Source organism: Flavobacterium tistrianum (genome assembly GCF_003254545.1).
GTDB classification, from domain to species: domain Bacteria; phylum Bacteroidota; class Bacteroidia; order Flavobacteriales; family Flavobacteriaceae; genus Flavobacterium; species Flavobacterium tistrianum.
In genome coordinates this window covers 77,786-103,282 of the sequence record NZ_QJRH01000062.1, presented here as the reverse complement: position 1 = coordinate 103,282, position 25,497 = coordinate 77,786, and the positions used below count along the sequence as shown (strand labels likewise).

The 25,497-nt window shown below is 33.5% G+C and carries 23 protein-coding genes; 14 read left to right on the top strand and 9 right to left on the bottom strand.

Annotated elements, in window-relative coordinates; all coding sequences use genetic code 11:
* Positions 1-109: 109 nt before the first annotated feature.
* Both DMB71_RS05000 and DMB71_RS04995 read right to left on the bottom strand, forming a co-directional pair.
* Positions 110-556: a hypothetical protein gene (locus DMB71_RS05000; RefSeq protein ID WP_111364186.1), complete on the bottom strand. Its 447-nt coding sequence runs from the start codon at positions 554-556 to the stop codon at positions 110-112.
* Positions 557-632: 76 nt separating this feature from the next.
* The gene (locus DMB71_RS04995) at positions 633-1,043 is read right to left on the bottom strand and encodes a group III truncated hemoglobin (RefSeq protein WP_111364184.1); all 411 of its coding nucleotides are present in this window, start codon (positions 1,041-1,043) and stop codon (positions 633-635) included.
* 376 nt (positions 1,044-1,419) lie between these two features.
* On the opposite strand from DMB71_RS04995, the gene DMB71_RS04990 reads away from it, so the two are divergent.
* Positions 1,420-3,585 carry an RICIN domain-containing protein gene (locus DMB71_RS04990; protein WP_111364182.1) on the top strand — a complete coding sequence of 722 codons (2,166 nt, stop codon included), beginning with the start codon at positions 1,420-1,422 and terminating at the stop codon, positions 3,583-3,585.
* Between the two features lie 79 nt (positions 3,586-3,664).
* On the opposite strand, the gene ilvA is transcribed toward DMB71_RS04990, so the two are convergent.
* The 4 genes from ilvA to DMB71_RS04970 all read right to left on the bottom strand — a co-directional run bounded on the left by ilvA (position 3,665) and on the right by DMB71_RS04970 (position 8,398).
* A complete protein-coding gene (ilvA, locus tag DMB71_RS04985; protein WP_111364180.1) occupies positions 3,665-4,909 on the bottom strand; it encodes a threonine ammonia-lyase IlvA in 1,245 nt (414 codons plus the stop codon).
* 260 nt (positions 4,910-5,169) lie between these two features.
* Positions 5,170-5,706 (bottom strand): DUF4136 domain-containing protein, encoded by a 537-nt coding sequence (locus DMB71_RS04980; RefSeq protein WP_066032610.1) that lies wholly within the window; start codon positions 5,704-5,706, stop codon positions 5,170-5,172.
* 29 nt (positions 5,707-5,735) lie between these two features.
* Positions 5,736-7,712, bottom strand: coding sequence for a urocanate hydratase (locus DMB71_RS04975; protein WP_111364178.1), 1,977 nt, complete (start codon positions 7,710-7,712; stop codon positions 5,736-5,738).
* Positions 7,713-8,218: 506 nt separating this feature from the next.
* The gene (locus DMB71_RS04970; protein WP_066032608.1) at positions 8,219-8,398 is read right to left on the bottom strand and encodes a DUF5522 domain-containing protein; all 180 of its coding nucleotides are present in this window, start codon (positions 8,396-8,398) and stop codon (positions 8,219-8,221) included.
* A gap of 114 nt (positions 8,399-8,512) precedes the next feature.
* On the opposite strand from DMB71_RS04970, the gene DMB71_RS04965 reads away from it, so the two are divergent.
* From DMB71_RS04965 to hemL, 5 genes are all read left to right on the top strand, one after another.
* Positions 8,513-8,848, top strand: coding sequence for a hypothetical protein (locus DMB71_RS04965; RefSeq protein WP_111364175.1), 336 nt, complete (start codon positions 8,513-8,515; stop codon positions 8,846-8,848).
* Complete coding sequence (locus DMB71_RS04960; protein ID WP_111364173.1) at positions 8,845-9,750, top strand: 1-aminocyclopropane-1-carboxylate deaminase/D-cysteine desulfhydrase; 906 nt, start codon at positions 8,845-8,847, stop codon at positions 9,748-9,750. Before DMB71_RS04965 ends, DMB71_RS04960 begins: the two co-directional genes overlap by 4 nt.
* The gene (locus tag DMB71_RS04955; RefSeq protein ID WP_111364171.1) at positions 9,743-10,642 is read left to right on the top strand and encodes a glucosaminidase domain-containing protein; all 900 of its coding nucleotides are present in this window, start codon (positions 9,743-9,745) and stop codon (positions 10,640-10,642) included. The genes DMB71_RS04960 and DMB71_RS04955 overlap by 8 nt, the downstream gene beginning before the upstream one ends.
* 52 nt (positions 10,643-10,694) lie before the next feature.
* Positions 10,695-11,201, top strand: coding sequence for a hypothetical protein (locus DMB71_RS04950; RefSeq protein ID WP_162614780.1), 507 nt, complete (start codon positions 10,695-10,697; stop codon positions 11,199-11,201).
* A gap of 66 nt (positions 11,202-11,267) precedes the next feature.
* Complete coding sequence (hemL, locus tag DMB71_RS04945) at positions 11,268-12,554, top strand: glutamate-1-semialdehyde 2,1-aminomutase (RefSeq protein ID WP_111364167.1); 1,287 nt, start codon at positions 11,268-11,270, stop codon at positions 12,552-12,554.
* Between the two features lie 79 nt (positions 12,555-12,633).
* On the opposite strand, the gene DMB71_RS04940 is transcribed toward hemL, so the two are convergent.
* A complete protein-coding gene (locus DMB71_RS04940; protein ID WP_111364165.1) occupies positions 12,634-13,050 on the bottom strand; it encodes a hypothetical protein in 417 nt (138 codons plus the stop codon).
* A gap of 194 nt (positions 13,051-13,244) precedes the next feature.
* Between DMB71_RS04940 and DMB71_RS04935 the strand changes: the two genes are divergently transcribed.
* On the top strand, positions 13,245-14,246 hold the full coding sequence (locus tag DMB71_RS04935) for a 2-hydroxyacid dehydrogenase (protein ID WP_111364163.1): 1,002 nt from the start codon (positions 13,245-13,247) through the stop codon (positions 14,244-14,246).
* A 25-nt stretch (positions 14,247-14,271) separates the two neighbouring features.
* A complete protein-coding gene (locus DMB71_RS04930) occupies positions 14,272-14,868 on the top strand; it encodes a hypothetical protein (protein WP_111364161.1) in 597 nt (198 codons plus the stop codon).
* 115 nt (positions 14,869-14,983) lie between these two features.
* Here DMB71_RS04930 and lysS read toward each other — a convergent pair whose 3' ends face one another.
* A complete protein-coding gene (gene lysS / locus DMB71_RS04925; RefSeq protein WP_111364159.1) occupies positions 14,984-16,687 on the bottom strand; it encodes a lysine--tRNA ligase in 1,704 nt (567 codons plus the stop codon).
* Positions 16,688-16,844: 157 nt separating this feature from the next.
* Here lysS and DMB71_RS04920 point away from each other — a divergent pair, with 157 nt between their 5' ends.
* The 5 genes from DMB71_RS04920 to DMB71_RS04900 all read left to right on the top strand — a co-directional run bounded on the left by DMB71_RS04920 (position 16,845) and on the right by DMB71_RS04900 (position 20,852).
* Positions 16,845-17,615, top strand: coding sequence for a hypothetical protein (locus DMB71_RS04920; RefSeq protein ID WP_239452927.1), 771 nt, complete (start codon positions 16,845-16,847; stop codon positions 17,613-17,615).
* Between the two features lie 5 nt (positions 17,616-17,620).
* Complete coding sequence (gene lipB / locus DMB71_RS04915; RefSeq protein WP_111364155.1) at positions 17,621-18,319, top strand: lipoyl(octanoyl) transferase LipB; 699 nt, start codon at positions 17,621-17,623, stop codon at positions 18,317-18,319.
* An 18-nt stretch (positions 18,320-18,337) separates the two neighbouring features.
* Positions 18,338-19,156 carry an AraC family transcriptional regulator gene (locus tag DMB71_RS04910; protein ID WP_111364153.1) on the top strand — a complete coding sequence of 273 codons (819 nt, stop codon included), beginning with the start codon at positions 18,338-18,340 and terminating at the stop codon, positions 19,154-19,156.
* A gap of 79 nt (positions 19,157-19,235) precedes the next feature.
* Entirely contained in the window at positions 19,236-19,835 is a 600-nt protein-coding gene (locus DMB71_RS04905) for an NAD(P)H-dependent oxidoreductase (protein WP_111364151.1), read from the top strand.
* Positions 19,836-20,000: 165 nt separating this feature from the next.
* A complete protein-coding gene (locus tag DMB71_RS04900; RefSeq protein ID WP_111364149.1) occupies positions 20,001-20,852 on the top strand; it encodes a nuclear transport factor 2 family protein in 852 nt (283 codons plus the stop codon).
* A gap of 42 nt (positions 20,853-20,894) precedes the next feature.
* Here DMB71_RS04900 and DMB71_RS04895 read toward each other — a convergent pair whose 3' ends face one another.
* Positions 20,895-21,557 carry a ribonuclease HII gene (locus DMB71_RS04895; RefSeq protein ID WP_111364270.1) on the bottom strand — a complete coding sequence of 221 codons (663 nt, stop codon included), beginning with the start codon at positions 21,555-21,557 and terminating at the stop codon, positions 20,895-20,897.
* A 652-nt stretch (positions 21,558-22,209) separates the two neighbouring features.
* Here DMB71_RS04895 and DMB71_RS04890 point away from each other — a divergent pair.
* A complete protein-coding gene (locus tag DMB71_RS04890; protein ID WP_111364147.1) occupies positions 22,210-25,494 on the top strand; it encodes a SusC/RagA family TonB-linked outer membrane protein in 3,285 nt (1,094 codons plus the stop codon).
* The last annotated feature ends 3 nt before the right edge of the window (positions 25,495-25,497 follow it).

Sequence of the window (25,497 nt, the reverse complement as noted above, 5' to 3'; positions counted from 1 at the left end):
AATTACGAATTTACGGTTCGTTTTTTTATCATCCATCACAAAATTTTTATTCGAAATTGACTTTTATTGCATTTTTGTAGATTTTACAAAGGTGGAAATAAATGGAATTCTAGCAGTCATTATTTTCATAATTCACTTTTTCCATTGTCTTTTCGAAATTTTCCGATTCTTTTTTAGTCATTGTAGCTTCTTTTAGATCAACTTTTAACTGCTTTTTAGTGTCTGGACTAATCCATAAACCTGTAAATGTATTTCCGTTTTTCTGCAAAATTAAAACACCGCTAAAACCTTGTTCAACCATAACAAATTCATTTTCTTTCTTTTTACCCTGAGTAACATTCAGTTGAATCCAATTGTTAGATTTGTTGTAGCGATACATAGAAGTAAACATTAAATCTGCAGTGCAAGGATTTTCTTCTGTTTTAATATAAACCGTTATAGGAGTTTTTCCGTCAACAGTTCCTTTATATAAATTGGAAATTGAAGTTTGAGATTGTGCTGATAGTTGGTTTAAAAAAGAGAAACAGATTGCAATAAAGAAAATTACTTTTTTCATAAATAAAAGAATAAAGATTTGGGTTTAATTCATTTATTCAAATATAAAGTTCTGCTTTTTATTTGAAAGAATTTCTTTAAGATTTTTTTATTGCATTTCTCATTTCATTTTCTGCATTTCTGAAATATTCAATTTTATGGCTGAACATAAAAGCCATATTAGTAGCACGCATTTTTGCTTCTTCTGTTATTGGTCCTGCAAATTGCGAATCGATTGTCGAATTAAAAATTGCGATCCAGCGATCAAAATGCGTTTTGTCTACCGGTAATTGTTTATGCGGAGGAAAGGGAGTTCCAGAATAAGCGCGAACATCAAATAAAATAGTTTGCCAAAAATTATACATTTTTTGAAGATGAGACTCCCAGCGATCTTGTAGTTTGTCATTAAATATCGGCCCAATTAGATCGTCCTTTCTAACATTTGCATAAAAGCTGTTAACCATTTGCTGAATGTCTTCAATTGTCGAAATATCTTTTAAAGCTGTCATTTTATTGTATTTTAAGTAAGCTGCAAAAATACAATATATCTTTCTTTTGCTTCCCTGATAATTGTCATATGCCCTTTAATTGCTAGGCAAAATCACATTTTGTAAGGATTTGTATAGATTTTTTATTTTATGATAAGTTATTTAGGTTTTAACAGGTAAGTTTTTTATGATTTTTAATTTTTTAAAAGATTGTTTTTCAGTGTTTTGAAAAACAATAAGACTAGTTTTTGTTATATCAATTTTTTTAATTTGATGTGTATTTGTAAAGTTTAAAAAATGAGAATGTTTTAAAAATACTCATAATATTGTGCTGTTTTAGTAAAATAATACTGAATAAATAAGAAAAAACTAATTATCAAACCAAAACCACAAAAGAATGCACAAAACTACTCAAACACCTACAATTCGGGTAAGTAAAGCGTTGAAACTATTATGTTGCAGTACGCTTTTATTCATGAACAGCTTAAACGCTCAGACGGTAACTCCGTTTATTACTTCAGGAGATCAGACTAAACTACTACAGCAGCAGGCAACGGTAAGTTTTGGAACCAATTCGGGAACCAATCCTTCAACTGTAACAGTAAATGCAGGAACGACCTATCAAACTATGGACGGATTCGGTTATACTCTTACTGAAGGAAGCTGCGAAGTCATTTCCGGAATGGCTGCCACACAGCAAAACCAATTGTTGAATGATTTATACAATCCAACAACGGGATTAAATGCAAGTGTTGTTCGTATCAGTATTGGAGCTTCAGATTTAAGCAGTTCTTCTTATAGTTATAATGAAACTTCGGGAGATACCAACATGAACAACTTTAGTTTGAACGGACCTGATTTGACTTATTTAGTTCCAATCCTTAAAAAGATTCTGTTGATTAATCCTAACATCAAAATCTTAGCAACACCTTGGTCTGCTCCACGATGGATGAAAACCAATGGATCTTGGGTTGGAGGTTCTCTGCAAACGCAATATTATGCAGCGTATGCAAAATACTTCGTAAAATATTTTGATGCTATGAAAGCACAAGGTATCAATATTTGGGCAATTACACCACAAAACGAGCCAGAAAATCCAAATAACGAACCGAGTATGCTGATGAATTCTACAGAGCAAAAGAATTTCATCAACCAGCAGCTTGGACCTCAGATGGCAGCTGCGGGTTACGGAAACATTAAAATTATCGCGTTTGACCACAATTGCGATAATACAGCTTATCCGATTGATGTTTTAAATAATAGTTCTTATGTTGACGGAGCAGCATTTCACTTGTATTTAGGAAATATCTCAGCTATGTCAACAGTGAAAACTCAAACCAATAAAAACGTTTATTTTACAGAACAATACACTGGTTCGGGCGGAAGTTTTAGTGGAGATTTTGGCTGGCATATGCAAAATGTTGTGATAGGCAGTACAAATAACTGGTCTAAAACAGTTTTAGAATGGAATGCCGCGAATAATGCAAGCCTAGGCCCTCGTACTCCTGGAGGATGCAGTACTTGTTTAGGCGCTATTACAGTTAATAATAGTACAAGCTATACTAAAAATGTAGCGTATTATATTATTGGTCAAATTTCAAAATTTGTAAAACCTGGTGCTTTGCGAATTGGGGCTTCAAGCACAAACAGCAGTATTCAGTCTGCTGCTTTCAAAAACCCTGACGGATCAACTGCACTTGTAGTATACAATTCTGGCGGTTCATCAAATACGATAAAAGTAGTTTCAGGATCTTCGGCATTTAATTATGCTGTTCCAGCTTCGTCCGCAGTTACTTTTACTTGGAGCTCTGGAACACCGCCTGCTACCGAATTTCCTGGATATTATAACATTATTTCAAGAAACAGTAACAAAGGTTTAGATGTGGCTGACAATGCTACTGCAAGCGGAAGCAGAATTCAGCAATATGATATAACAAACGGAGGAGGAAGTAACCAACGTTGGAAATTTGTTCCTGACGGAAGCGGTAATTATTACATCATCGTAAAATCGACTGGAATGTATTTGGCTGTTGAAAACAACGGAACAGCTGATGGATTAAAAGTACAGCAAAAAACGTTTTCATCTTCTAATGAATTTAAATGGACAGTAACAAGTCTTGGCACTGGATATTATAAAATTATAAATGTGAACAGTGGTAAATCGCTTGATGTTGAAAACGTTTCTACGGCAAATGGTGCCAATATTCAGATTTGGGCTTATACAGGAGGTTTAAATCAGCAGTGGCAGTTGGTGCAGGTTGAATCTTCTACAGCAAAAAGTGCTTTGGCGGTGCAAACTCCTGTAGTTGAAAATACAAGCTCAAATGATATGACGATTTTTGTAAATGAAACAGATGATTCTTTAAAAATTGACACGAGTCATGAAGGAGATGCTGAAGTGCAGGTTTTCAATATTACTGGACAGCCAGTTTTGAAGAAAAATGTAAAATTTGTAAAAGGAAATCAAGCTGAAATAGAAATTTCTCGATTGCCAAAAGGCGTTTACATCGTAAAAGTTAACGATAGTAAAGGTTCGTATTCGAAAAAAATCTTGAAGCAATAATTACATCCACAATTCAATTAGTAATTTGTATTGAATTTGAAAAGGCTGTCATCCCATCTGACAGCCTTTGTTTTTTATTTTATCCAATCAATTGCGTAAACAAATCCTGATTGTCATTCAGATATTGAAACTCAAAACCATTTTCGGTCATCTTCAATTTAATTGGCATAATATCATTTTTATTTTTCAATTCTAAACCAACTACGACAGAACCTACTTCGCGGCTGTTTTTCTTAGCAAACTGGAAATATGTGATGTCGTCATCTGGACCTAAAATATTATTGACAAATTCTTTTAAAGCCCCTGGACGCTGTGGAAACTGAATCATAAAATAATGCATTAAGCCTTCATAAAGTAAAGAACGTTCTTTTATTTCGGCAGTTCTTTCAATGTCGTTATTGCTTCCGCTTACAATGCAGACTACATTTTTTCCTTTAATTTTATCTTTATAAAAATCCAAAGCAGCAATTGTTAAAGCTCCAGCAGGTTCAACCACCATGGCTTCTTCGTTATATAATCTTAAAATTGTGGTGCAGACTTTTCCTTCTGGAACCAAAATAATATCTTCAAGATTGTATCGGCAGATTTCAAAAGTTTTATCGCCAACTTGTTTAACCGCTGCACCGTCTACAAATTTATCGATTGATTTTAGCGGTGTATTTTTGTTTTCTTCAATTGATGTTTTCATCGAAGGAGCGCCTTTTGGCTCAACGCCGATTATTTTGGTGTGCGGACTTAAATGTTTAAAAACTTCTGATAATCCCGAGGCCAGTCCACCGCCGCCAATTGGAACAAAAACATAATCGATTGGTTCTTTAAAACTTTCCAAGATTTCCAATCCTACAGTTCCTTGTCCTGCAATTACTTTTTCATCATCAAAAGGATGAATAAATGTTTTATGATTTTTGATGGCATCAGCAGTTGCAGAAGCATAAGCATCATCAAAAGTATCTCCAGTTAAAACAATTTCAACAAACGATTTTCCGAATAGTTGAACTTGTTTTACCTTTTGTTTTGGAGTAGTTTTTGGCATGTAAATTTTACCATGAATCTTTAAAAGATTGCAAGAATAGGCAACACCTTGAGCATGATTTCCTGCACTTGCGCATACAGTTCCGTTTGCTTTTTCTTTTTCGTTTAACGAAGAAATCTTATTATAAGCGCCTCTAATTTTATATGAACGAACAATTTGCAAATCTTCTCTTTTTAATAAAATAGTCGATTCAAATTCGTCTGAAAGATTCAGATTTTGCGTTAAAGGTGTTGCGGCAACTACATTTTCAAGATGCTTTTGGGCATTAAGTACTTCTTCAAATAAACTCATGATGTTTTGTTTTTTTTTGCCACGAATTCCCGAATTATTTTTTATAATCTTTGAACAGATACATTTTCGAATTCGTGGCGACTTTTTAATTATCCTTAAAATAAAAAACCTCCCAATTGGGAGGTTTCTATAAATTATATTTTACAAACTTATATAGCACCTCGCCATTATTGCTGAATTGCAATAATGCTAATAATAGCGATAATAATGTTGTTAAAGTTTGTCATTTTCTTTACTGATTGAAGGGCAAATGTAAATAATTATTTTTTTACTGGCGGATATTGAGCTAAAATTTTGCCTACAAACTCAGCAATTTTTTCATCTTTTTTATCGATGTTTCTTGTCAAAGTTCCAATTCCTTCACCTTGCCAAATCATTTCTTTCTTTTTAGCATCGATCAAATCAATGTACAAAGTGCCTTCAGTAGAAGTTGAAACTGTAGTTTGGCCTCCGTACATCATGTAAGGATTCCAACCCCAACCCCAGCCGTAACCCCAGCCAGCTGTAAATTGGTTTACATCTACTTGTTCTCTTGACTTAGTAAAAATGTTTACTAGCAAGTCAGGATTGTCACTTTTCGTAAATCCTTTAGCTTGCATTTGATCATCAATTGCACGAAGAATTCTTCTTTTGTCTAAATCTGATATTTCGACCTTGTCAATTCCGGGCTTAAAGTAGGCGTACGTTTTATAAGGCGTAAAATCGACAGTTTTGTCATAGTCAGAATAAACAGTCACAGTACTGCAAGAAGTAAGTATCAGCAGTAGCAAAAACGGAATTAACTTAAGTGTTTTCATATTTCTAAGAATTAATGTTCTCAATTTAATTAAAGCAGACTTTCATCAACTAGATTAGGTAAAGTTACTTTCAATAATGGCTCAACCTCCATAGCTCTTTTTATAGCAAAAACAGCACCCTCATTTCTTGCCCAGCTTCTTCTTGAAATTCCGTTGTTAACATCCCAGAAAAGCATTGAAGCTAAACGCTTTGAAGCCTCTTTAGAGCCATCAAGAACCATACCAAATCCGCCATTTATAACCTCTCCCCAGCCAACTCCGCCGCCATTATGTATTGACACCCAAGTTGCTCCTCTAAAGCTGTCTCCAATCACATTATGAATTGCCATGTCAGCTGTAAAACGAGATCCGTCATAAATGTTTGAAGTTTCTCTGTAAGGAGAATCGGTTCCAGAAACGTCGTGATGATCGCGTCCTAAAACCACAGCGCCAATTTCGCCTTTTGCAATAGCCTGATTAAAAGCTTCTGCAATTTTTATTCTTCCTTCTGCATCAGCGTATAGAATTCGAGCTTGTGAACCAACAACCAATTTATTTTCTTGCGCGCCTTTAATCCATTTGATGTTATCCTGCATTTGCTGCTGAATTTCATTTGGCGCAGTTTCAGCCATTTTTTCTAAAACTTCACAAGCAATAGCATCAGTTTTTAATAAATCTTCAGGTTTTCCAGAAGTACAAACCCAACGGAAAGGACCAAATCCGTAATCGAAACACATTGGTCCCATGATATCCTGAACATAACTTGGATATTTAAAATCAATATTATTTTCAGCCATTACATCAGCTCCCGCACGTGAAGCTTCCAATAAAAAGGCATTTCCGTAATCAAAAAAGTAAGTTCCTTTTGCAGTATGTTTGTTAATTGCTGCAGCGTGTCGACGTAAGGTTTCTTGAACTTTTTCTTTGAATAATTCTGGATTATTTGCCATCAAATCATTTGCTTCTTCAAACGAAATTCCAACTGGATAGTAACCTCCAGCCCACGGATTATGAAGTGAAGTCTGATCTGAACCTAAATCAATTTTAATATTTTCTTGATCAAAACGTTCCCAAACGTCAACCACATTGCCTAAATAAGCAATCGAAACCGTTTCTTTATTGGCTTTCGCCAAAGCAACTCTGGCAACCAATTCGTCAGTAGAAGTTACGACTTCGTTAATCCATCCCTGTTCGTGGCGAATTTTTGTGATTTTCGGATTTACCTCAGCGCAAACTGTAATACAACCAGCAATATTTCCTGCTTTTGGCTGAGCGCCAGACATTCCGCCAAGACCAGAAGTTACAAATAAACTTCCTTCAGGATTTTGTTTTATTTTTCTGAAACCATTCAAAACCGTAATCGTAGTTCCGTGAACAATTCCTTGAGGTCCAATATACATGTAACTTCCCGCTGTCATTTGTCCGTATTGCGAAACTCCAAGAGCATTCATTTTTTCCCAATCATCAGGTTTCGAATAATTTGGGATCACCATTCCATTTGTTACCACAACTCTCGGCGCTTCTTTATGAGAAGGAAATAATCCCATTGGGTGGCCAGAATACATTGTTAAAGTCTGCTCATCTGTCATTTCAGACAAATATTGCATCGTCAATAAATATTGCGCCCAGTTTTGAAAAACCGCTCCATTTCCTCCGTAGGTAATCAATTCGTGCGGATGTTGCGCCACAGCATAATCAAGATTGTTCTGAATCATATGCATAATTGCTTTTGCCTGCAATGATTTCCCTGGATATTCGTCAATTGGTCTTGCGTACATTCTGTAATCTGGACGAAGACGATACATATATATACGCCCGTATGTTTCTAATTCTTCTGAAAATTCAGGAAGTAGTTCGGCATGGTGTTTTGGATCAAAATAGCGCAAAGCATTTTTAAGAGCCAGTTTTTTTTCTTCTGCCGAAAGAATTTCTTTTCGTTTCGGAGCGTGATTAATAGCTGGATCGTATTCCTTTTTTGGTGGTAATATAGATGGTATTCCTTGTTGTATTTGTTCTTTGAAAGTCATTTTTTAAGATTCTAAGGTGCTGAGGATCTAAGACGCTAAGATATTGCGGTTAGATTAACAGCAGATTAATTTTTTGTTTTTTATAAAATTATGTCGCCCCGCTGGGGCTTATAGGTGACAAATGGTTACACTATTTCTATAAGTATGTCGCTCCTCTCGGAGCTTTTGAAATATAAATTTGCCTATCCTTGAATTAAAGCCTTGGAAAGGTGTAATATTTATAGAAAATAAGAATCACCCAGTACAGAAGCTTCAGAGGAGCGAAATAGTAACCGACGTAATTGGTTTATTTTAATTATCTCATTCCCATATTGCCACATTTTCTAATTAAAAAACTAGGGATAACGGATATCCGACCTATGATAGGACTTGTGGATTTTAATCCTGAATTTTAGTGAATGGATATCCATATAATATTTTAGATTGTTGCTTGTTAATTTTAGATTGGAATTTAAAAATTGAGATTTATTGAATTATCTAATTTTCAAATTGCCACATTGTCTAATTCATTTCTTTCTTATTTCTCCTGTCCTTTTATCAAATCCGTACGGACAATGGCGGCAGCCGCTTTTACAGCAATAACCACGTTTTAAATGATGTTTTTCGGTAAAGCATTTGTAACCTTCGGGTGTATAGTAAAAATCTTCACCTTCGATTAATTTATTTTCATTACTTTGCTCTTTCATAAATCTGCTTCGTGTTCTTTTTCGAATAATTAAAATCAAAAATAAAAATATTTGATTATGATTTTATTGAAATCGAACAATTTTATAGCTACAAATTTATAAATTTTACAGCCAATGTTTCTGATTGTTGCCAAATATTTAATTCCGAAAGGTTATCGAGGAATGGCTGTATTTCCTTTTGTTTTGATAAAATATGATTTTGATAAAGCAAATGGAGTTTTTGTCAATCATGAAAAAATACATTTACGTCAGCAATTAGAAATGTTAATTCTTCCATTCTTTATTTGGTATGTTTTTGAGTTTTTAATTCGTTTAATCCAATACAAAAACAAAGATTTAGCATATCGAAATATCAGTTTTGAAAGAGAAGCTTATGCAAAAGAAGCGGATTTAAATTATCTTAAAAACCGATCTTTTTTTCAGTTTTTGAATTACATCAAATTAAAATGAAAGTTTTCAATCAACATATAAATATCAATTTTCCGAATCATATTTCTTTGACAATAAAACGCGAAGATCTAATTCATCCTTTCGTTTCAGGAAATAAATTCCGAAAATTAAAATACAATTTGCTTCAGGCTAAAGCCGAAAATAAAGACACTTTATTGACTTTCGGAGGAGCATTTTCTAACCATATTGCAGCAGTGGCTTATGCAGGAAAAGAGCAAGGTTTTAAAACTATCGGCATTATTCGCGGAGACGAACTTTTAGATAAAATACAAGAAAATCCAACTTTGAAATTTGCTCAAGAAAACGGAATGCAATTTGAGTTTGTTTCGAGAGAGGAATATCGTTTAAAAAGTGAAATTTCATTTATAGAAAAACTGAAAAACAAGTTTGGAGATTTTTATCTCGTTCCCGAAGGCGGCACAAATGAACTCGCGGTAAAAGGCTGTGAAGAGATTTTGGCAGAAGAAGATTCGGTTTTTAATTATGTTTGCTGTGCTGTTGGAACGGGTGGCACTATTTCGGGATTAATTAATAATTCGCTGTCAAATCAGAAAATTTTGGGCTTTCCAGCGTTAAAAGGTGACTTTTTAACCGATGAAATTCGTATTTTTGCAAATAAAGATAACTGGAATTTAATTTCTGACTATCATTTTGGAGGTTATGGCAAGATAAATTTAGAATTAATTGAATTTATTAATGCTTTTTTTGAAGAAACAAAAGTGGCCTTAGATCCAATTTATACGGGAAAGATGGTTTTTGGCGTTATAGATTTAATCGGCAAAAATTATTTTCCTGCACATTCAAAAATTTTACTCATTCACACAGGCGGATTGCAGGGAATTGAAGGAATGAATATAAAGTTGAAGCAGAAGAAATTACCAATACTCAAAACCAATGATTAAAAAAATTGTATTACTTCTCGTAATATTAGCTTTAGCAAGCTGCTCTTCCAGTAAGCCTGCCATCGCGACGACTAAAAAAGCGGCAGCTGTTCAAACTCGAACGGCGGCGACAAAAAGAAGTACTCCTGTTAAACCAATCGGTAAAAATTACCCTTCTACAAATAATACAACTGAGGTTATTCAATCTACATCCAAAACAGTTGTTACCAGCGATTTGATTAATAATTATGTATTGCAGTACAAAGAAATTGCAATGGGAAATATGAAGACTTACGGAATTCCAGCGAGTATTATTTTGGCGCAGGGAATTTTAGAATCTGGTGCAGGAAGAGGAGATTTAGCTGTAGATGCTAATAATCATTTTGGGATAAAATGTCATAATGATTGGTTGGGAGAAAGTGTTCGCCACGACGATGACTCGGCTCAGGAATGTTTTAGAAAATATCCTCAGGCATCAGAATCGTATAGAGATCACGCTTTATTTTTGGTTGGAAAAAAACGATATGCTAGTTTATTCACTTACGAAAAAGACGATTACAAAGCTTGGGCAAAAGGGCTTAGAGCTTGTGGATACGCAACAGATCCTAAATATCCAGATAAATTGATCAGTTATATTGAACGCTACAATCTGCATCAGTACGATTGTCAGGTTACAGGAAGAAACTATGTTCCAATTAATACTTCGGCTCCACCAAAAAAATCATCTTATGATGTCGCTTCTGATCCAAAGATCAATATGAATCAATATGATCCTAATTTGTATGAGGTTCAAAAAGGAGATACGCTTTATTCAATTTCAAAGAAATTTAATTTATTGGTTGAAGATTTAAAAAGAAAAAATAATCTAACTGATAATGCGATTTCGATCGGGCAGAGGTTGAAAGTGAAATAATTAATTCTATTTAAATAGCTTTTGGGACTGAATTCTAAAATTTAAAATAACGGTGATCTATAAATATTGCGGAAATTTTGAGAGATCAAATTTGGAACTTAGTTGTGAAAAGGAACACTTAACAGAATTAGATTCCTATTTCCTGAGAGAGGGAAAACTGAAAAATTTAATCTATAAATGCTCCAAATGTGGTGGCTTATGGAAAATGATTGAATACAAAGATGTTCAAAAATGGTTGCAAGTAAACGAAGTTGTATCAAATGAATATGTTCCATTTGAGGTTCAAAATTACTTTCCTGTTGAGCATTTTGAAATTGCAGAAGTTTATTTTTATGACAACTCTGTACAATGTGGGAATCCAAAAGAATGTGAAAAATATTTTGGATTAACTTGTTCTCTAAAAGGTTTAAATCTTATAGAGACAATTCTAGAGGAGGATATTGGATGTTGCAGTATTAAAGAAGAAATGTACCAATGTAGTGAATGCAAAAGTAAGTGGATCTTAAAAGAAGAGTTTGATTCACATCATGGATATGCAAGGTCTGCAACTAAAAAATAAATAAAATAAAATGTTTTAATGAGTTTATAAGGAAGAATCAATCTGAACTCAAAAATCTAAAATTAAATGTTATACAAAAGAAGTAGTCAGCTTTTTGCTGAAGCAGAAAAAGTAATTCCAGGAGGAGTAAATTCACCAGTAAGAGCGTTTAAAGCGGTTGGCGGAACTCCAATTTTTGTAAAAAGTGCCAAAGGCGCATATTTATATGATGAAGACGGAAATAAATTAATAGATTACATCAACTCTTGGGGGCCAATGGTTTTAGGCCATGCTTATCAGCCAGTTGTTGATGCTGTAATCGAAAAAGCAAAACTGGGAACTTCATTTGGAATGCCAACTGAATTGGAAACAGAAATTGCTGCTTTGGCTGTTTCTATGGTTCCAAATATTGATAAGATTCGTTTTGTAAATTCAGGTACAGAAGCTTGTATGAGCGCGATTCGTCTGGCTCGCGGATTTACAAAAAGAGATAAAATCATAAAATTTGCAGGCTGTTACCACGGACATTCAGATTCATTCTTGATTCAGGCGGGAAGTGGAGCCGTAACTTTTGGATCTCCAAATAGTCCAGGCGTTACAGAGGGAACTGCAAAAGATACTTTGTTGGCAAAATACAATGATTTAGAAAATGTAAAAACTTTAGTTGAAGCTAATAAAGGAGAAATTGCTGCGATTATTATCGAAGCGGTTGCAGGAAATATGGGGTGTATTGTGCCTAAAGAAGGTTTCTTGCAAGGTTTAAGAGACTTATGTACAGCAAACGGAATCTTATTGATTTTTGATGAAGTAATGACAGGTTTTCGTTTGGCGCGCGGTGGAGTTCAAGAATTGTACGGAATTGATGCTGATATCGTGACTTTCGGTAAAGTTATTGGTGGAGGACTTCCAGTTGGAGCTTTTGCAGCTCGTGAAGAAATCATGAACTATTTAGCGCCACTTGGACCAGTTTACCAAGCGGGAACATTGTCTGGAAATCCATTAGCGATGGCTGCTGGATTAGCAATGTTAAAAGCACTTGATTCTGACAGAGAAATTTTTACTCGTTTAGAAGAAAAAACAGCTTATTTAGAAGCGGGAATCGATAGAGTTTTAAAAGCTAATAATGTTGTATTTACGATCAATAGAGTAGGTTCTATGATTTCTGTTCACTTTGATGCAGACCCAGTTACCGATTTTCAAACTGCTGCAAAAGGAGATAATGAAACATTTAAGAAATTCTTCCACGGATTATTGCAGGAAGGTGTTTATATCGCGCCATCTGCATACGAAACGTGGTTTATTACAGATGCATTGACTTACGAAGATTTAGATTTTACAATCAATGCGATTGATAAAGTATCAAAATCATTTTAAATAACAAAAAAGAGGCTTTAAAGCCTCTTTTTTTATTTTTTGAACAAGATTATTTTTTGTCTTTTCTGTGTTCTTTCATTTAGTTTTTATCTTTTCTGTATTCTTTCATTTTTTCTCTCGCTTTGTCTTTGTTTTCTTCTTGAATGGTTTTCCATTTTGTATATTGGTCAGCATTCAAAATCGATTTCATTTTAGCATCGTTTGCATCTTTTTCAGCCATCATTTCCTTTTTAAAAGCTTCTTTTTCTGCAGCAGTTGGTCTTGTGCCGCTTTCTCTTTGCTCTTGGCGTGCATCTCTTAGTTTTTCAGCTTTCGCGCTTCGGTCTGCCAAAAGTTGCTTAACCTGAGCTTGCTGATTGGCATCAAGATTTAATTCTGTTGTCAATTTTTGCAATTGCTTTTCATTGCGCTGTTCTGGTGTTAATCTTTCTTTTTTTTCTTGTGCAAAACTTGCTATTCCAACAAATAACAAAGCTGCAATTAATAATTTTTTCATGTTTTAAGTTTTTTTAATTGTTTATAAGGAATTAGACTTTTTTGAATAAAACAGGTTTAATTGAATTTTTAAAAATTATATTTTTTTTAACAAATTGACAAGTAGTTGATTAGCGATTTAGTTAAGTACTCATTGAAAATAATTTCTTATTTTTAATGGATCAAGAAATTTGAAATGAATTAATTCTCAAAACCATGAATAAAATAGCCTTTTTCTCTACTCAGCCTTACGATAAAACGTTTTTCAATAAATACAACGAAGGTTTTGGTTTTCAGCTGAACTTTTTTGAAACACAATTGAATCCGCAAACTGTAGCTTTAATTGAGGAATGCGAGATTGTTTGTGTTTTTGTAAATGACATTGTAAACGAAACCGTTATCAATCAATTGGCAGAAAAAAAAGTAAAAATAATTGCTCTACGTTGCGCCGGATTTAATAATGTCGATTTGGAAGCTGCTAAAAATCAAGGGATAAAAGTTTGTCGTGTTCCTGCATATTCTCCTCAAGCGGTTGCAGAGCACGCCATGGCAATGATTTTAACTTTAAACAGAAAAACACACAAAGCCTATAACAGAGTTCGTGAACAGAATTTTTCTTTAAACGGCTTATTAGGATTTGATTTATTCGGAAAAACAATCGGAATTATTGGAACAGGAAATATTGGAAAAGCATTTTCTAAAATAGCACTAGGTTTTGGCTGTAAAGTTTTGGCTTATGATATTGTTGAAAATGAAGAGATGAAAAAGGACGGTGTTTCTTTTGTAGGTTTAGAAGAAATCTTTAAATCGAGTGATATTATTTCGCTTCATTGTCCGCTGAATGAGCAGACGAAACATGTCATTAACACGACTTCTATTTCTTTTATGAAAGACAGCGTTATGATTATCAATACAAGCCGTGGCGGGTTAATAGAAACGTCGTCGGTTATTGAAGGCTTAAAAGAAGGCAAAATTGGCTATTTAGGAATTGATGTTTACGAACAGGAGGAAAAACTGTTCTTTAGGGATCTTTCTGCAGACATTATTCAAGATGATGCGATTCAGCGTTTGATGAGTTTTCCAAATGTTTTGGTAACCGCGCATCAAGCATTTTTTACCAATGAGGCTTTGACACAGATTGCTTTGGTGACTTTCAATAATATAAAATCATTGTTGATGCAGAATGATATTGAAAATAAAGCGGCATTGCTGGTGTAATTATTACGAATTTAAATATCAGATTATGAAAAATAAAATTTTAATTCTAATCGCAATTCTGGCATTAAGCTCTTGCCAGAATAAAGATAACTCAAAAAATATTGTAAAAACGGTTGTTCAAGATACGCTATCTAAAACACTTGGTGGAACGGCAAATTTAAGTGAAGCTACTCCAAAAGAAGATAAAGCAGTAGAATTAATCCGTAAACAATTACTCATTTTATTAAAGAATGATATTCCTGCACTAACAAAAGACGATCGTTATTTTTATTACGATGCTTTTGATTTAAATAATGATAAGAAAAACGAATATTTGGTTGGTTTCTCAAATTCTTATTTCTGCGGAAGCGGAGGCTGTTCGGGATATATTTTGAAGAATGACGGAAGTGTAATAAATCGCTTCACTGTAACCGATTTTCCTATTTATGTAACCACTTCATCAACAGAAAAGTTTTATGATCTTAAATTTGAAAGTGGAGGAAAATTTCATCTTTTAAAAATGAAAGGTGGTAAATATCCATCTAATCCGTCTGTTCAAGAAGTTATAAAAGGTGATGTTCCAAAAGAAAGTGCAAAGGTTTTAGATATTCAAGGGAAGAAATTGGAGAAGTATTCGTTTTAATTAGATTATTTTAAATAGAAAACCCGACAGGTTTTTAAATCTGTCGGGTTTGTAATATTATAGATTCCAAGTTGGTATTTGGAATTTCAATTTTTGGAATTTCAATTTTTGGAATTTAACTAACTAGTTCCACAAACTTAAACTCACCATCCACAACAACTTTAGTCAAACCGTGTTTAGATAAGTTTTTCATAGATGCATCCCATTTTTTACCGCTTAAGTTAGCAGAAACTTTTAGCTGAGATAAATCCATTTTATTTTCGTTTCCTTTTAATAAAGTCAAGATTACTTTTTCTTCTTCTGTCAATTCAATCTGAGCTTGTTTTTTCTCAGGACGCATTTGAGGGAACAATAAAACTTCTTGGATAGAAGCATTGTTTGTCAAATACATAATCAAACGATCCATTCCAATTCCCATTCCAGATGTTGGAGGCATACCGTACTCAAGCGCTCTTAAGAAATCTTCGTCGATAATTCCGTTTGCTTCATCATCACCTTTTGCAGCCAAACGCATTTGATCTTCAAAACGCTCTCTTTGATCGATTGGGTCATTTAATTCAGAATATGCATTTGCAATTTCTTTACCACAAACCATTAATTCAAAACGCTCAGTTAAGTCTGGATTATCTCGGTGTTCTTTACAAAGCGGAGACATTTCTTTTGGATAATCTGTAATGAAAGTTGGCTGAATATAATTTCCTTCACATTTTGCTCCGAAAATCTCATCTATCAATTTTCCTTTACCCATTGTTTCGTCAACCTCGATTCCCATTCCACGTGCAGCTTCAAACAATTCTTGCTCTGTTTTTCCAGAGATATCAAAACCAGTAAAATGTTTGATAGAATCTGTCATTGTAACGCGTGCATAAGGCGCTTTAAAGTTGATTTTGTGCTCGCCAAAAGTTACTTCGCTTGTGCCATTTACAGCAATCGCACAATGCTCTAATAAACCTTCAGCAAAGTCCATCATCCAGTTGTAGTCTTTGTAGGCTACATATATTTCCATTGCAGTAAATTCAGGATTATGTGTTCTGTCCATTCCTTCATTACGGAAGTTTCTAGAGAACTCATAAACACCTTCAAATCCACCAACAATTAATCTTTTTAAGTATAACTCATTTGCAATACGCATGTAAAGCGGTATATCAAGCGAGTTGTGGTGCGTAATAAATGGTCTTGCCGATGCACCACCAGGAATTGACTGTAAAACAGGAGTATCTACTTCAAGATATCCAGCATTGTTAAAATATTCTCTCATTGCAGTGAACAATTTAGTTCTCTTTAAGAAAGTTTCTTTAACCTGCGGATTTACCGTTAAATCTACATAACGCATTCTATAACGTAATTCAGCATCATTGAACGCATCGTGTACTTTTCCGTCTTCATCAACTTTTGGTAAAGGCAACGGACGCAATGTTTTACTCAAGAATGTAAAACCAGTTACGCGAATACATTTTGCACCCACTTGTGTAGTAAATAATTCACCTTCGATACCAATAAAATCACCTAAATCGGTTAATTTTTTGAATACTTGGTTGTATAAAGTTTTATCGTCACCTTCGCACAAAACGTCACGGTTTACGTACAATTGAATACGTCCTTCGCTGTCTTGTAATTCTGCAAAACAAGCTTTACCTTGATCACGAACACTCATCAAACGTCCTGCAACGATAACCTTCTTACCTTCCTCAAAAGTTTCCTTTATCTGCTTCGAAGTATGATTTACAGGAAAAAGATTAGCTGGATAAGGATTGATTCCCAGATTGCGTAAGTTTTGAAGTTTTTCTCTTCTGATGATTTCTTGTTCTGATAATGCCATTTTTGTGCTATTTTTTTAAGTGTGCAAAGATAAAGAAAAGAATGCAGATTTTAGAATGCTGTTTTTAGATTTTTTGTGACATCAATTTATTGGGTTTCAATCATCTTTAGCCCCTTTATGATCTGATCATGAGAGAATGTAAAAAATCGTATATTTGATGAAAAATTGTACAATGATGAAATTATATAAATTACTGAGTTTTTCTTTTTTAATAGCCACGTTAACCAGCTGTACATTTACTGAAAATATTTACGTCAATGAAAACGGAACCGGAAAATTTTCGGTTGACATGGATGGTTCTGCCTTAATGGAAATGGCTGGCGATCAGATTTCGGGTCAAATGGGAGATACCAAAAAAGATATTGATACTACTTTTACCTTCAAGCAACTATTTGAAGAAAAAAAAGACAGTATAGCTAAGTTATCGCCAGAAACTCAGAAAGAACTAAAAAAGCTTGAAAATTTTGTCGTTTCAACAAAAATGAGTTCAGAGAAAAAACAGTTTTTAATGAATTTGGGAACAGATTTTAAAAATGTCAATGAACTGCAGGATATTTTACAGACTTTAAGCACTTTTCAAAAATTAGAGGGAGGAGCGAATGCAACTCCGCTTGGAAATGGTTTTGGAGATAACAAAAGTAAATTAAGCTATACTTATGACGGAAAGAAATTTACAAGAAAAGCAGTAATCGATCAGGAGAAACTACAGGCTGCAAAGGCAAAAGATACGGCTGCTGATATGACTAAAATGATGTTTGCTTCGTCTAGTTATATTGTAAATTATCATTTTCCAAAAAAGATTAAGAAAGTTTCTAATCCGAATGCTTTGTTTAGCGACGATCGAAAATCAATTACAATTCAATACTCTTTTACGGATTATATGGAGAATCCTGACAAACTGAACTTTGATGTTGAGTTTGAAAAATAATTAAAATGAATAAAAAAATCCAACTTCAGGATCTGGGGAAAAGAGACTATAAATCGACTTGGGAATATCAAGAAGAAATCTTTAAAGATATAGTCGATTTAAAAATCAAAAACAGAAGAGAAGAACTAGATCTGCCAACGCCAAATTATTTATTGTTTGTTGAGCATCCGCATGTTTATACTTTAGGAAAAAGCGGTGATCTTGAGAACTTATTATTAAACGAAAAACAGCTCGAAGCCAAAGGCGCGACTTTTTATAAAATTAACCGCGGAGGCGATATTACGTATCATGGGCCAGGACAGATTGTAGGTTATCCTATTTTAGATTTAGAAAATTTCTTTACTGATATTCATAAATATCTTCGTTTGCTAGAAGAATCAATTATTCTGACTTTAGCCGAATATGGTTTAGAATCGGGTAGAAGTGAAGGAGAAACTGGTGTTTGGCTTGGCGCTGGGACTCCATTTGCCCGTAAGATTTGTGCAATGGGTGTTCGCGCTTCACGCTGGGTTACTATGCACGGATTTGCTTTAAATGTAAATGTCGATTTGGGTTATTTTGATAATATTATTCCGTGCGGTATTCGCGGAAAAGGTGTTACTTCTTTAAATGTAGAACTTGGTGTAGAAAAAGTAGATGAAGAAGAAGTAAAATCTAAAATCATTAAACATTTAACGGAACTATTCGAAGCTGATTTTATTTAAAAATACAATATTCAAGATATGAAAAATGCCGAAGAAAATAACAATTATAGAATTGCAGTTCCTTCGGCATTTGAAACAGTTTTTTCGCATTTCTACTTTGCAGAAAATAAAACAGCATTTCCAATTACAAAAACCCTACTTCCAAGTTTTCAAACCATTATGGTTTTTAATTTTGGAACAAAATCATCTCTAAAATCGTCACAGGACACTGTTTTAGAAATTGAAAAATGTATTGTTTTAGGCCCAATCAAACAAGCTTTTGATTATACTTTAGAACCTAATTCTGAAATTTTAGTTGCCAATTTTAAGGAAGATGCTTTTTACAGATTCTTTGGTAATGTGCTTTTCGATTCTCTGCCTGCTCATCCTGATAATTTAATCGATGAAAATTGTTTTACTCTTCTATGGGAAGAACTCAAAAAAATCGCTGATACGAAAGAACGTGTCGATTTTATTTTAGAATTCTGTAAACCTTATCTGCAAGAACAAACCATAATTTCAGAGCTTTTAAAGGATTTTCAGCATCATAATCTAAATCCGATAAAGGTTGTCGCATCACAAATAAACCAAACACAAAGAAATATTCAACTTAATCAGAAGAAAGTTTTTGGCTATACGATTAAAGAATCTAATAGGTATGAGAGATTTTTGAAAGCCGTTAATCAAATTCAGAAAAGTACTTCGAGTGAGGCGAAAACTGATTGGCTAAATATTGTTGAAGAATGCGGTTATTACGATCAAAGTCAGTTAATTCATGATTTTAAATATTACATGAATATTTCCCCAACAAAGTTTCTTAAATTTCAAAGCGATATCTGCAGTTCAAACTTAGAGTAGTACCAATTTCGTTTTCTTACAATTGCTAGCGAAAGTTGCGTTTTACATTTGTCATGTTCAATCTTTAAAAATAGAAAACATGAAAAATTTAATTATTTATGCACATCCAAATCCAGCTAGTTTAAATCATTTCCTTAAAAATACAGTTGCTGAATCTTTGGAAAAATCTGGTCAGGAAGCTGTTATTCGTGATTTAAATGAAATCAATTTCAATCCAGTTCTTTCTTTGCAAGATATGCAGGGGCAAAGAATGGGACAAGTTTCCGATGACGTAAAAACAGAACAAACTTTTATTTCTTGGGCAGACCGAATTGTTTTTGTTTACCCGATTTGGTGGACAGGAATGCCAGCTATCATGAAAGGCTATATTGATCGTGTTTTTAGTTACGGATTTGCTTATAGATATGATCAGGGAATTCAAAAAGGTTTGCTGACAGGAAAACAAACTATTATTATAAATTCTCACGGAAAATCAAATGCTGAATATGAAGCAATAGGAATGGGCAAATCATTAGAGTTAACTTCAGATATTGGGATTTTCAAATATTGTGGACTTGAAATTAAGAAACATTTTTACTTTGATAAAGCCGATAGAGTTTCAGCTGAAAGTGTTTTAGAATGGGAAAGTGAGCTTAAAAATATATTTCGACTTATCGATAAAGTTCCTGTTTTTGAATAGAAGATTGTTTAATAAAAGGAATATTTGCATAAAATCTAAAATTATTCAGTTTAGCACTTTGATTTTAAATTGATAGCAAATTGCAGTGTTATAGTAGTTTTCTAATTGTTTTTATGGTAAATTTGGTTTTGTACTATTAAAATTCATTTTTATTCCAGATTGCTTATGAGAAAAATCTACTTACTCTGTTTCCTTTTTGCGTTGAATGGTCTTTTGGCACAAAAGAAAGATAAATTATATCCAGTTGCAGTTTATGAAAAAGTGTGGCAGGAAAAAAATAGCGATACCAGATTGAAGATGATAAAATCAATTTGGTTAGAAGATAGTACTTTTGAAGATCCTTCGGCTTCAATAAAAGGAATTGCGGCATTTAATAATGTTATCAACGAATTTTACAAGAAAAACCCAGACGCAGTATTAACATCGGGAACAAAAATTGTAAAAGACAATTATGTAACTTGGGAATGGAAAGTTCTTGATTCTAAAAATAATCTTATAATGGCGGGACGTGATTTTGCACGTTTAAATGGTAAAGGCCAAGTAAGTAAAATTATTAGTTTCTGGGATAAAGGTGCGACTTTGTCTGAAGCAGATGTTTTGAAAAATCTTGAGACTGATAATTTAAAAGTAGTAGCAAAATATTATGAAAGTCTTTTTAAAACGAGAGATTTTGATGCTTTGGCAACTGTTGTGGCAGATGGAGCAGTTTACAATCAGGCTATTGGTTTGCCTTATGGGGGAACTTATGTTGGTTTTAGCGAATGGACAAAAATGTTTACAAAATCAACTGAGTTTTTCGATCTTCAAATAGAAAAAGAACCAACTTATTTTAGTGATGCTTCTAAAAATGAAGTAATCATTTATTTTACAATAAATTGTAAATCTAAAAAATCGGGTAAAACAATGTCTGTTCCCATTTCAGAACATTTCGATTTGAAGGATGGAAAAATTACAGCTGTGAGGCCATTTTACTATGACACAAAAACATTTGCGGAGTTTTTAAAAAGCAAAAAGTAAAAGTAAAAAAAAAACGACCTATTATCTAGGTCGTTTTTTTTATTAAAACAAATCGAGTTCTAATTGTTCAGGCAAAAGCCTAAAACTCATTCTGTGATATTTTGTTGTTCCAAATTCTTTAATAGCTTCTCGATGCTCTTTGGTTGGGTATCCTTTGTTTTGTTTCCAGTTGTACATCGGAAATTCTTCGTGAATTTTGTCCATGTATTCGTCACGATACGTTTTTGCTAAAACAGAAGCAGCAGCAATGCTCAGATACTTTCCGTCACCTTTTATAATACTTTGATTCGGAATCGATTTTAAAAGCGCAATTTCATCTTGAGAAAACTGTTTTCCGAAAGTGTTTTTAAGTCCAAGTTTGGCATTTAAGGAACGATTTCCATCAACTATAATATATTCCGGAACATGCTTAAGTTTTAAGATACATTCCTGCATTCCTTTCATTGATGCATTTAGAATGTTTATTTCATCAATTTCATCTGGGAATAAATGCGTAACAGCAAAGCAAACTGCCTGCTCTTCGATAATAGGTCTTAAAAGCGCTCTAGTTTTTTCAGACAATTGCTTACTATCATTCAGAATTTTATTCTCAAAATGTTCAGGTAAAATTATAGCTGCAGCAGTAACAGGGCCAGCTAGACATCCTCTTCCTGCTTCGTCAGTTCCAGTTTCTAAAACAAATCCTGAGAAATTTTTTTCGAGCATTTTTTTAGGTTTTAAAAAAGCAAATATGCTGCTTTTTTTTCTAAAAATCATTAAGAGATTCAAACGAGTACATAGGGATATTTGCATTTTTTTAGATGGCCTTATTATGGGGCAAAATTGACGCAAATTTCATGATTTTTCAGATTGACTAAAATCTTATCATCTTTAGTAAATGCAGGGTAAAAAGGTTGTTTTTTAAGATTTTTTTTGTGGAATATTTAATTTTAGATTTTGCAAAATTGAGTGGGAAAGATGAAAACTTGATTTTATAAGACTTGATTTACAATTTGTTACATATCGATAAAGAAATGTAAACTGAAAATTTTTCAAATGAAACATTTTCAGTGCAGAATGTTTTATTTATAGGGTAAATATGTAAGATAATACTTTGTCTCATTTTGCTTTTTTCTCTCTTTTTCTTGAGGAAATTCTTGCTTTAGATGTTAAATAAATGTTAATATTTTGATTAACAAAATTACAGTATTTTATGTATAAAATTATGTATAATGCTAGTTTTGCGTTAATTAAACATTTCAAAATAAACATGTGTTAAAATAATATTAAAATAAAGTTATATAGTATCAGTTTGTTGCATTGTTGTTTTAAGAAAATATTATGATGTTTGTCGGATACTAATTCAAAATTTTTAAAAATGAAACTAAAGTTAAATGGATTCTTAGTGCTTCTGGTGGCGCTGATTACGCAACTAACCTTTGCGCAAGAAAGAACTGTTTCGGGTGTAGTTTCCGATAATGCAGGAATGCCTCTTCCAGGTGTGAGTGTATTAGTTAAAGGAACTAAAAGCGGAACGCAAACTGATTTTGATGGAAAATTCTCTATCAAAGCATCGTCAAGCGAAGTCTTGATTTTTACTTACATTGGAATGAAAACGCAAGAGGTTGTAGCTAGTTCTACAGCATTAAATGTAAAATTAACTAGTAATACTACAGAATTAGAAAGTGTTGTTGTTACCGCACTAGGTATTAAGAGAGAGAAAAAAGCTCTTGGATATACAACTCAAGAAGTAAAAGGAGAAGATTTAGTTGGGGGTACCGCAAGCGCAAACTTCATTAACGATCTTTCTGGTAAATCTGCAGGAGTATATGTTAGAAAAAATACAAACTTTGGAGGATCTACAAACGTAGTATCAAGAGGTGTTAAAAACCTTACTGGAAATAACCAAATGCTTATTGTTATTGACGGTATGCCAGTTAACAATAGCAATGTAAATTCAAGCCAAGGTTCACAAACACAAGGAGCTCGTAATACTTACGATTATGGTAATGCTGGTATGGACATTAATCCTGATGATATCGAAACATTAAATATATTGAAAGGTGCTGCTGCATCTGCTTTATACGGGTTTCAGGCGGGTAACGGTGTAATTATGATTACTACTAAAAAAGGAAAAGCTCAAAAAGGTATGGGAGTAACTATATCTAGTGAGTTTGGAGTTGGTTCTGTTGATAAAAAAACTTTTCCTGTTTACCAAAACAAATACGGACAAGGTTATGGACCAACTTATGATGCCAATGGTAAGCCAAAAGGTACTCCAGTTGGGCCAACAGGTGCATTCTTTGTTATAGATAAAAGTGGCAACCAAGTGGTAAGTACTACAGATGATGCTTCTTACGGTGTAGCATTTGATCCGAATCTTTCTGTTTATACTTGGGAGTCTTACTCTCCATATTCTTCAAAATACGGACAAAAATCTCCATGGGTGGCTGCTAAAAATGGTCCAATTACATTTTTTCAAACAGCTCAAACCTTCAATAACTCAATCTCTTTTGAAGGAGGGTCAGATAAAAGCAACTTTGTTATCAATTACAACAATTACAAAGAAAATGGTATTTTGCCAAATAGTGAATTGAAGAAAAATAACGCAAGTATTAAATTCAACCACAAAATGACAGACAAATTATCTGTAAGTGTTTTTGCGAATTATGTAGCACAAACAACAATGGGTAGAAATACTACTGGTTATGGTGGTGATAACGTTGCAGGTTTATTCCGTCAATGGTGGGGAACTAACGTAGATATTCAATCTCAAAAAGAAGTTTTCAACAATTCAGGAGGACAAAATATTTCTTGGAATATGGCAGATCCTGCTAACGGAAATACAAATCCTAAATATTGGGATAACCCATATTTTACAAGATATAAAAATTATCAAAATGACGAAAGAAACCGTTTCATCGGTTATGGTCAGTTAGATTATAAAATTACAGATTGGTTAAACGCTACAGGGAAAATAAGTACAGATTCTTATTCAGAATTACGTGAAGAGAGAAAAGCGGTAGGTTCTTTAGCTGGAACATTTGGAATTAACCGTTTAGCTGTTGGTTCAGGATACCAAAAATATACAGGTATGTTTTCTGAGCAAAACTATCAGGTTACATTAAATTTTAATAAAAAACTAACCGAAGATTTTACATTGACAGGTTTGGTTGGGTATAATGCTTTAAGAACTAGACGTACCTCTACATTGGCTTCTACAGATGGAGGACTTGTTATTCCAGGAATCTATGCATTATCAAATTCAGTAAATGCTTCTCCATTCCCAGTTGAGGTTGAAGATAATTCAGCGGTAAACAGTGTTTATGGATCTGCTTCAGTAGGATTTAGAGATTTCCTTTATGTAGAAGGAACAGTGCGTAATGACGCATTCTCTATGTTGCCATATGATAATAATGATGTTAATACATATTCATTATCAGGTAGTTATGTTTTTACAAAACATATTAATGTGCCATGGTTAAATTTCGGTAAATTAAGAGCTAGTTATGCTGAGAACCCACAAGGAAGCATTGATCTTTATGCATTACAAGATGTATTTACTAAATTCAATCCATTTGGTTCAAACCAACTTTATTCAAGACCAAACACTGGTAATAATCCAAATTTACATCCTGTAAAAACTACATCTAAAGAGCTTGGTTTAGAAATGCAATTTTTTGACAGAAGATTAGGATTTGATGTAAGTGTTTACAAAAGTTTAAGTGCAGATCAAATTTTCGCCGTAGATTATTCTACTGCAACAGGCTACTCTTCTAAATATGTAAACGCAGGGTCAGTAGAAAATAAAGGTGTTGAGGTAATATTCAATGCTACTCCTGTTAAAGCAAAAGATTTTCAGTGGGATATTAATGTAAACTGGTCTAAAAATGAGAATACTGTAGTAGCTTTATCAGATGGTGTTCCTGTTTTAACAATTGGTTCATTCCAAGGAGGGGTTAGTATTGTTGGTATGGCAGGACATGCTTATGGAGATATTCTTGGGAAAGATTATATCTACAAAGACGGGCAAAAAGTAACTAAAAATGGAGTGTATTTACAAACTGCAAATACTAATAATGTTATTGGTAATATTACTCCAGATTGGATTGGTGGCTTCCGTAACAAATTTACTTACAAACAAGTATCTCTAGGTTTCTTAATCGATGTTCAAAAAGGAGGAGATATTTTCTCTCTTGACCAATATTATGGACAAAGTTCAGGTTTGTATACTTCTACAGCAGGAAACAATGAGCTTGGAAACCCTGTAAGAAATACACTTGCTAATGGTGGTGGTGTTATTTTACCTGGAGTAAATGAAGATGGAACTCCTAATACTACAAGAACTCCAAGTCCTGAAGTGGCAGGAAGTATTTATGGCTACAATAATAACCCGCAAAAAGCATTTGTTTACGATGCAAGTTATGTAAAATTAAGAGAGGTAAGCATTACTTATAGTTTCCCTAAACAATTTATAGCTAAAGCAGGTTTGAATGATTTACGTCTTTCTTTAGTAGGTTCTAACTTATGGATCATCAGTAAAAATCTTCCAGATGCAGATCCAGAAAGTGGTCTAAGTTCAGGTAACTTATCTGGAGGTTATTCAGGAGGTTCACTTCCGACAACAAGAAATATTGGTTGTAACCTAACATTAAAATTTTAAATC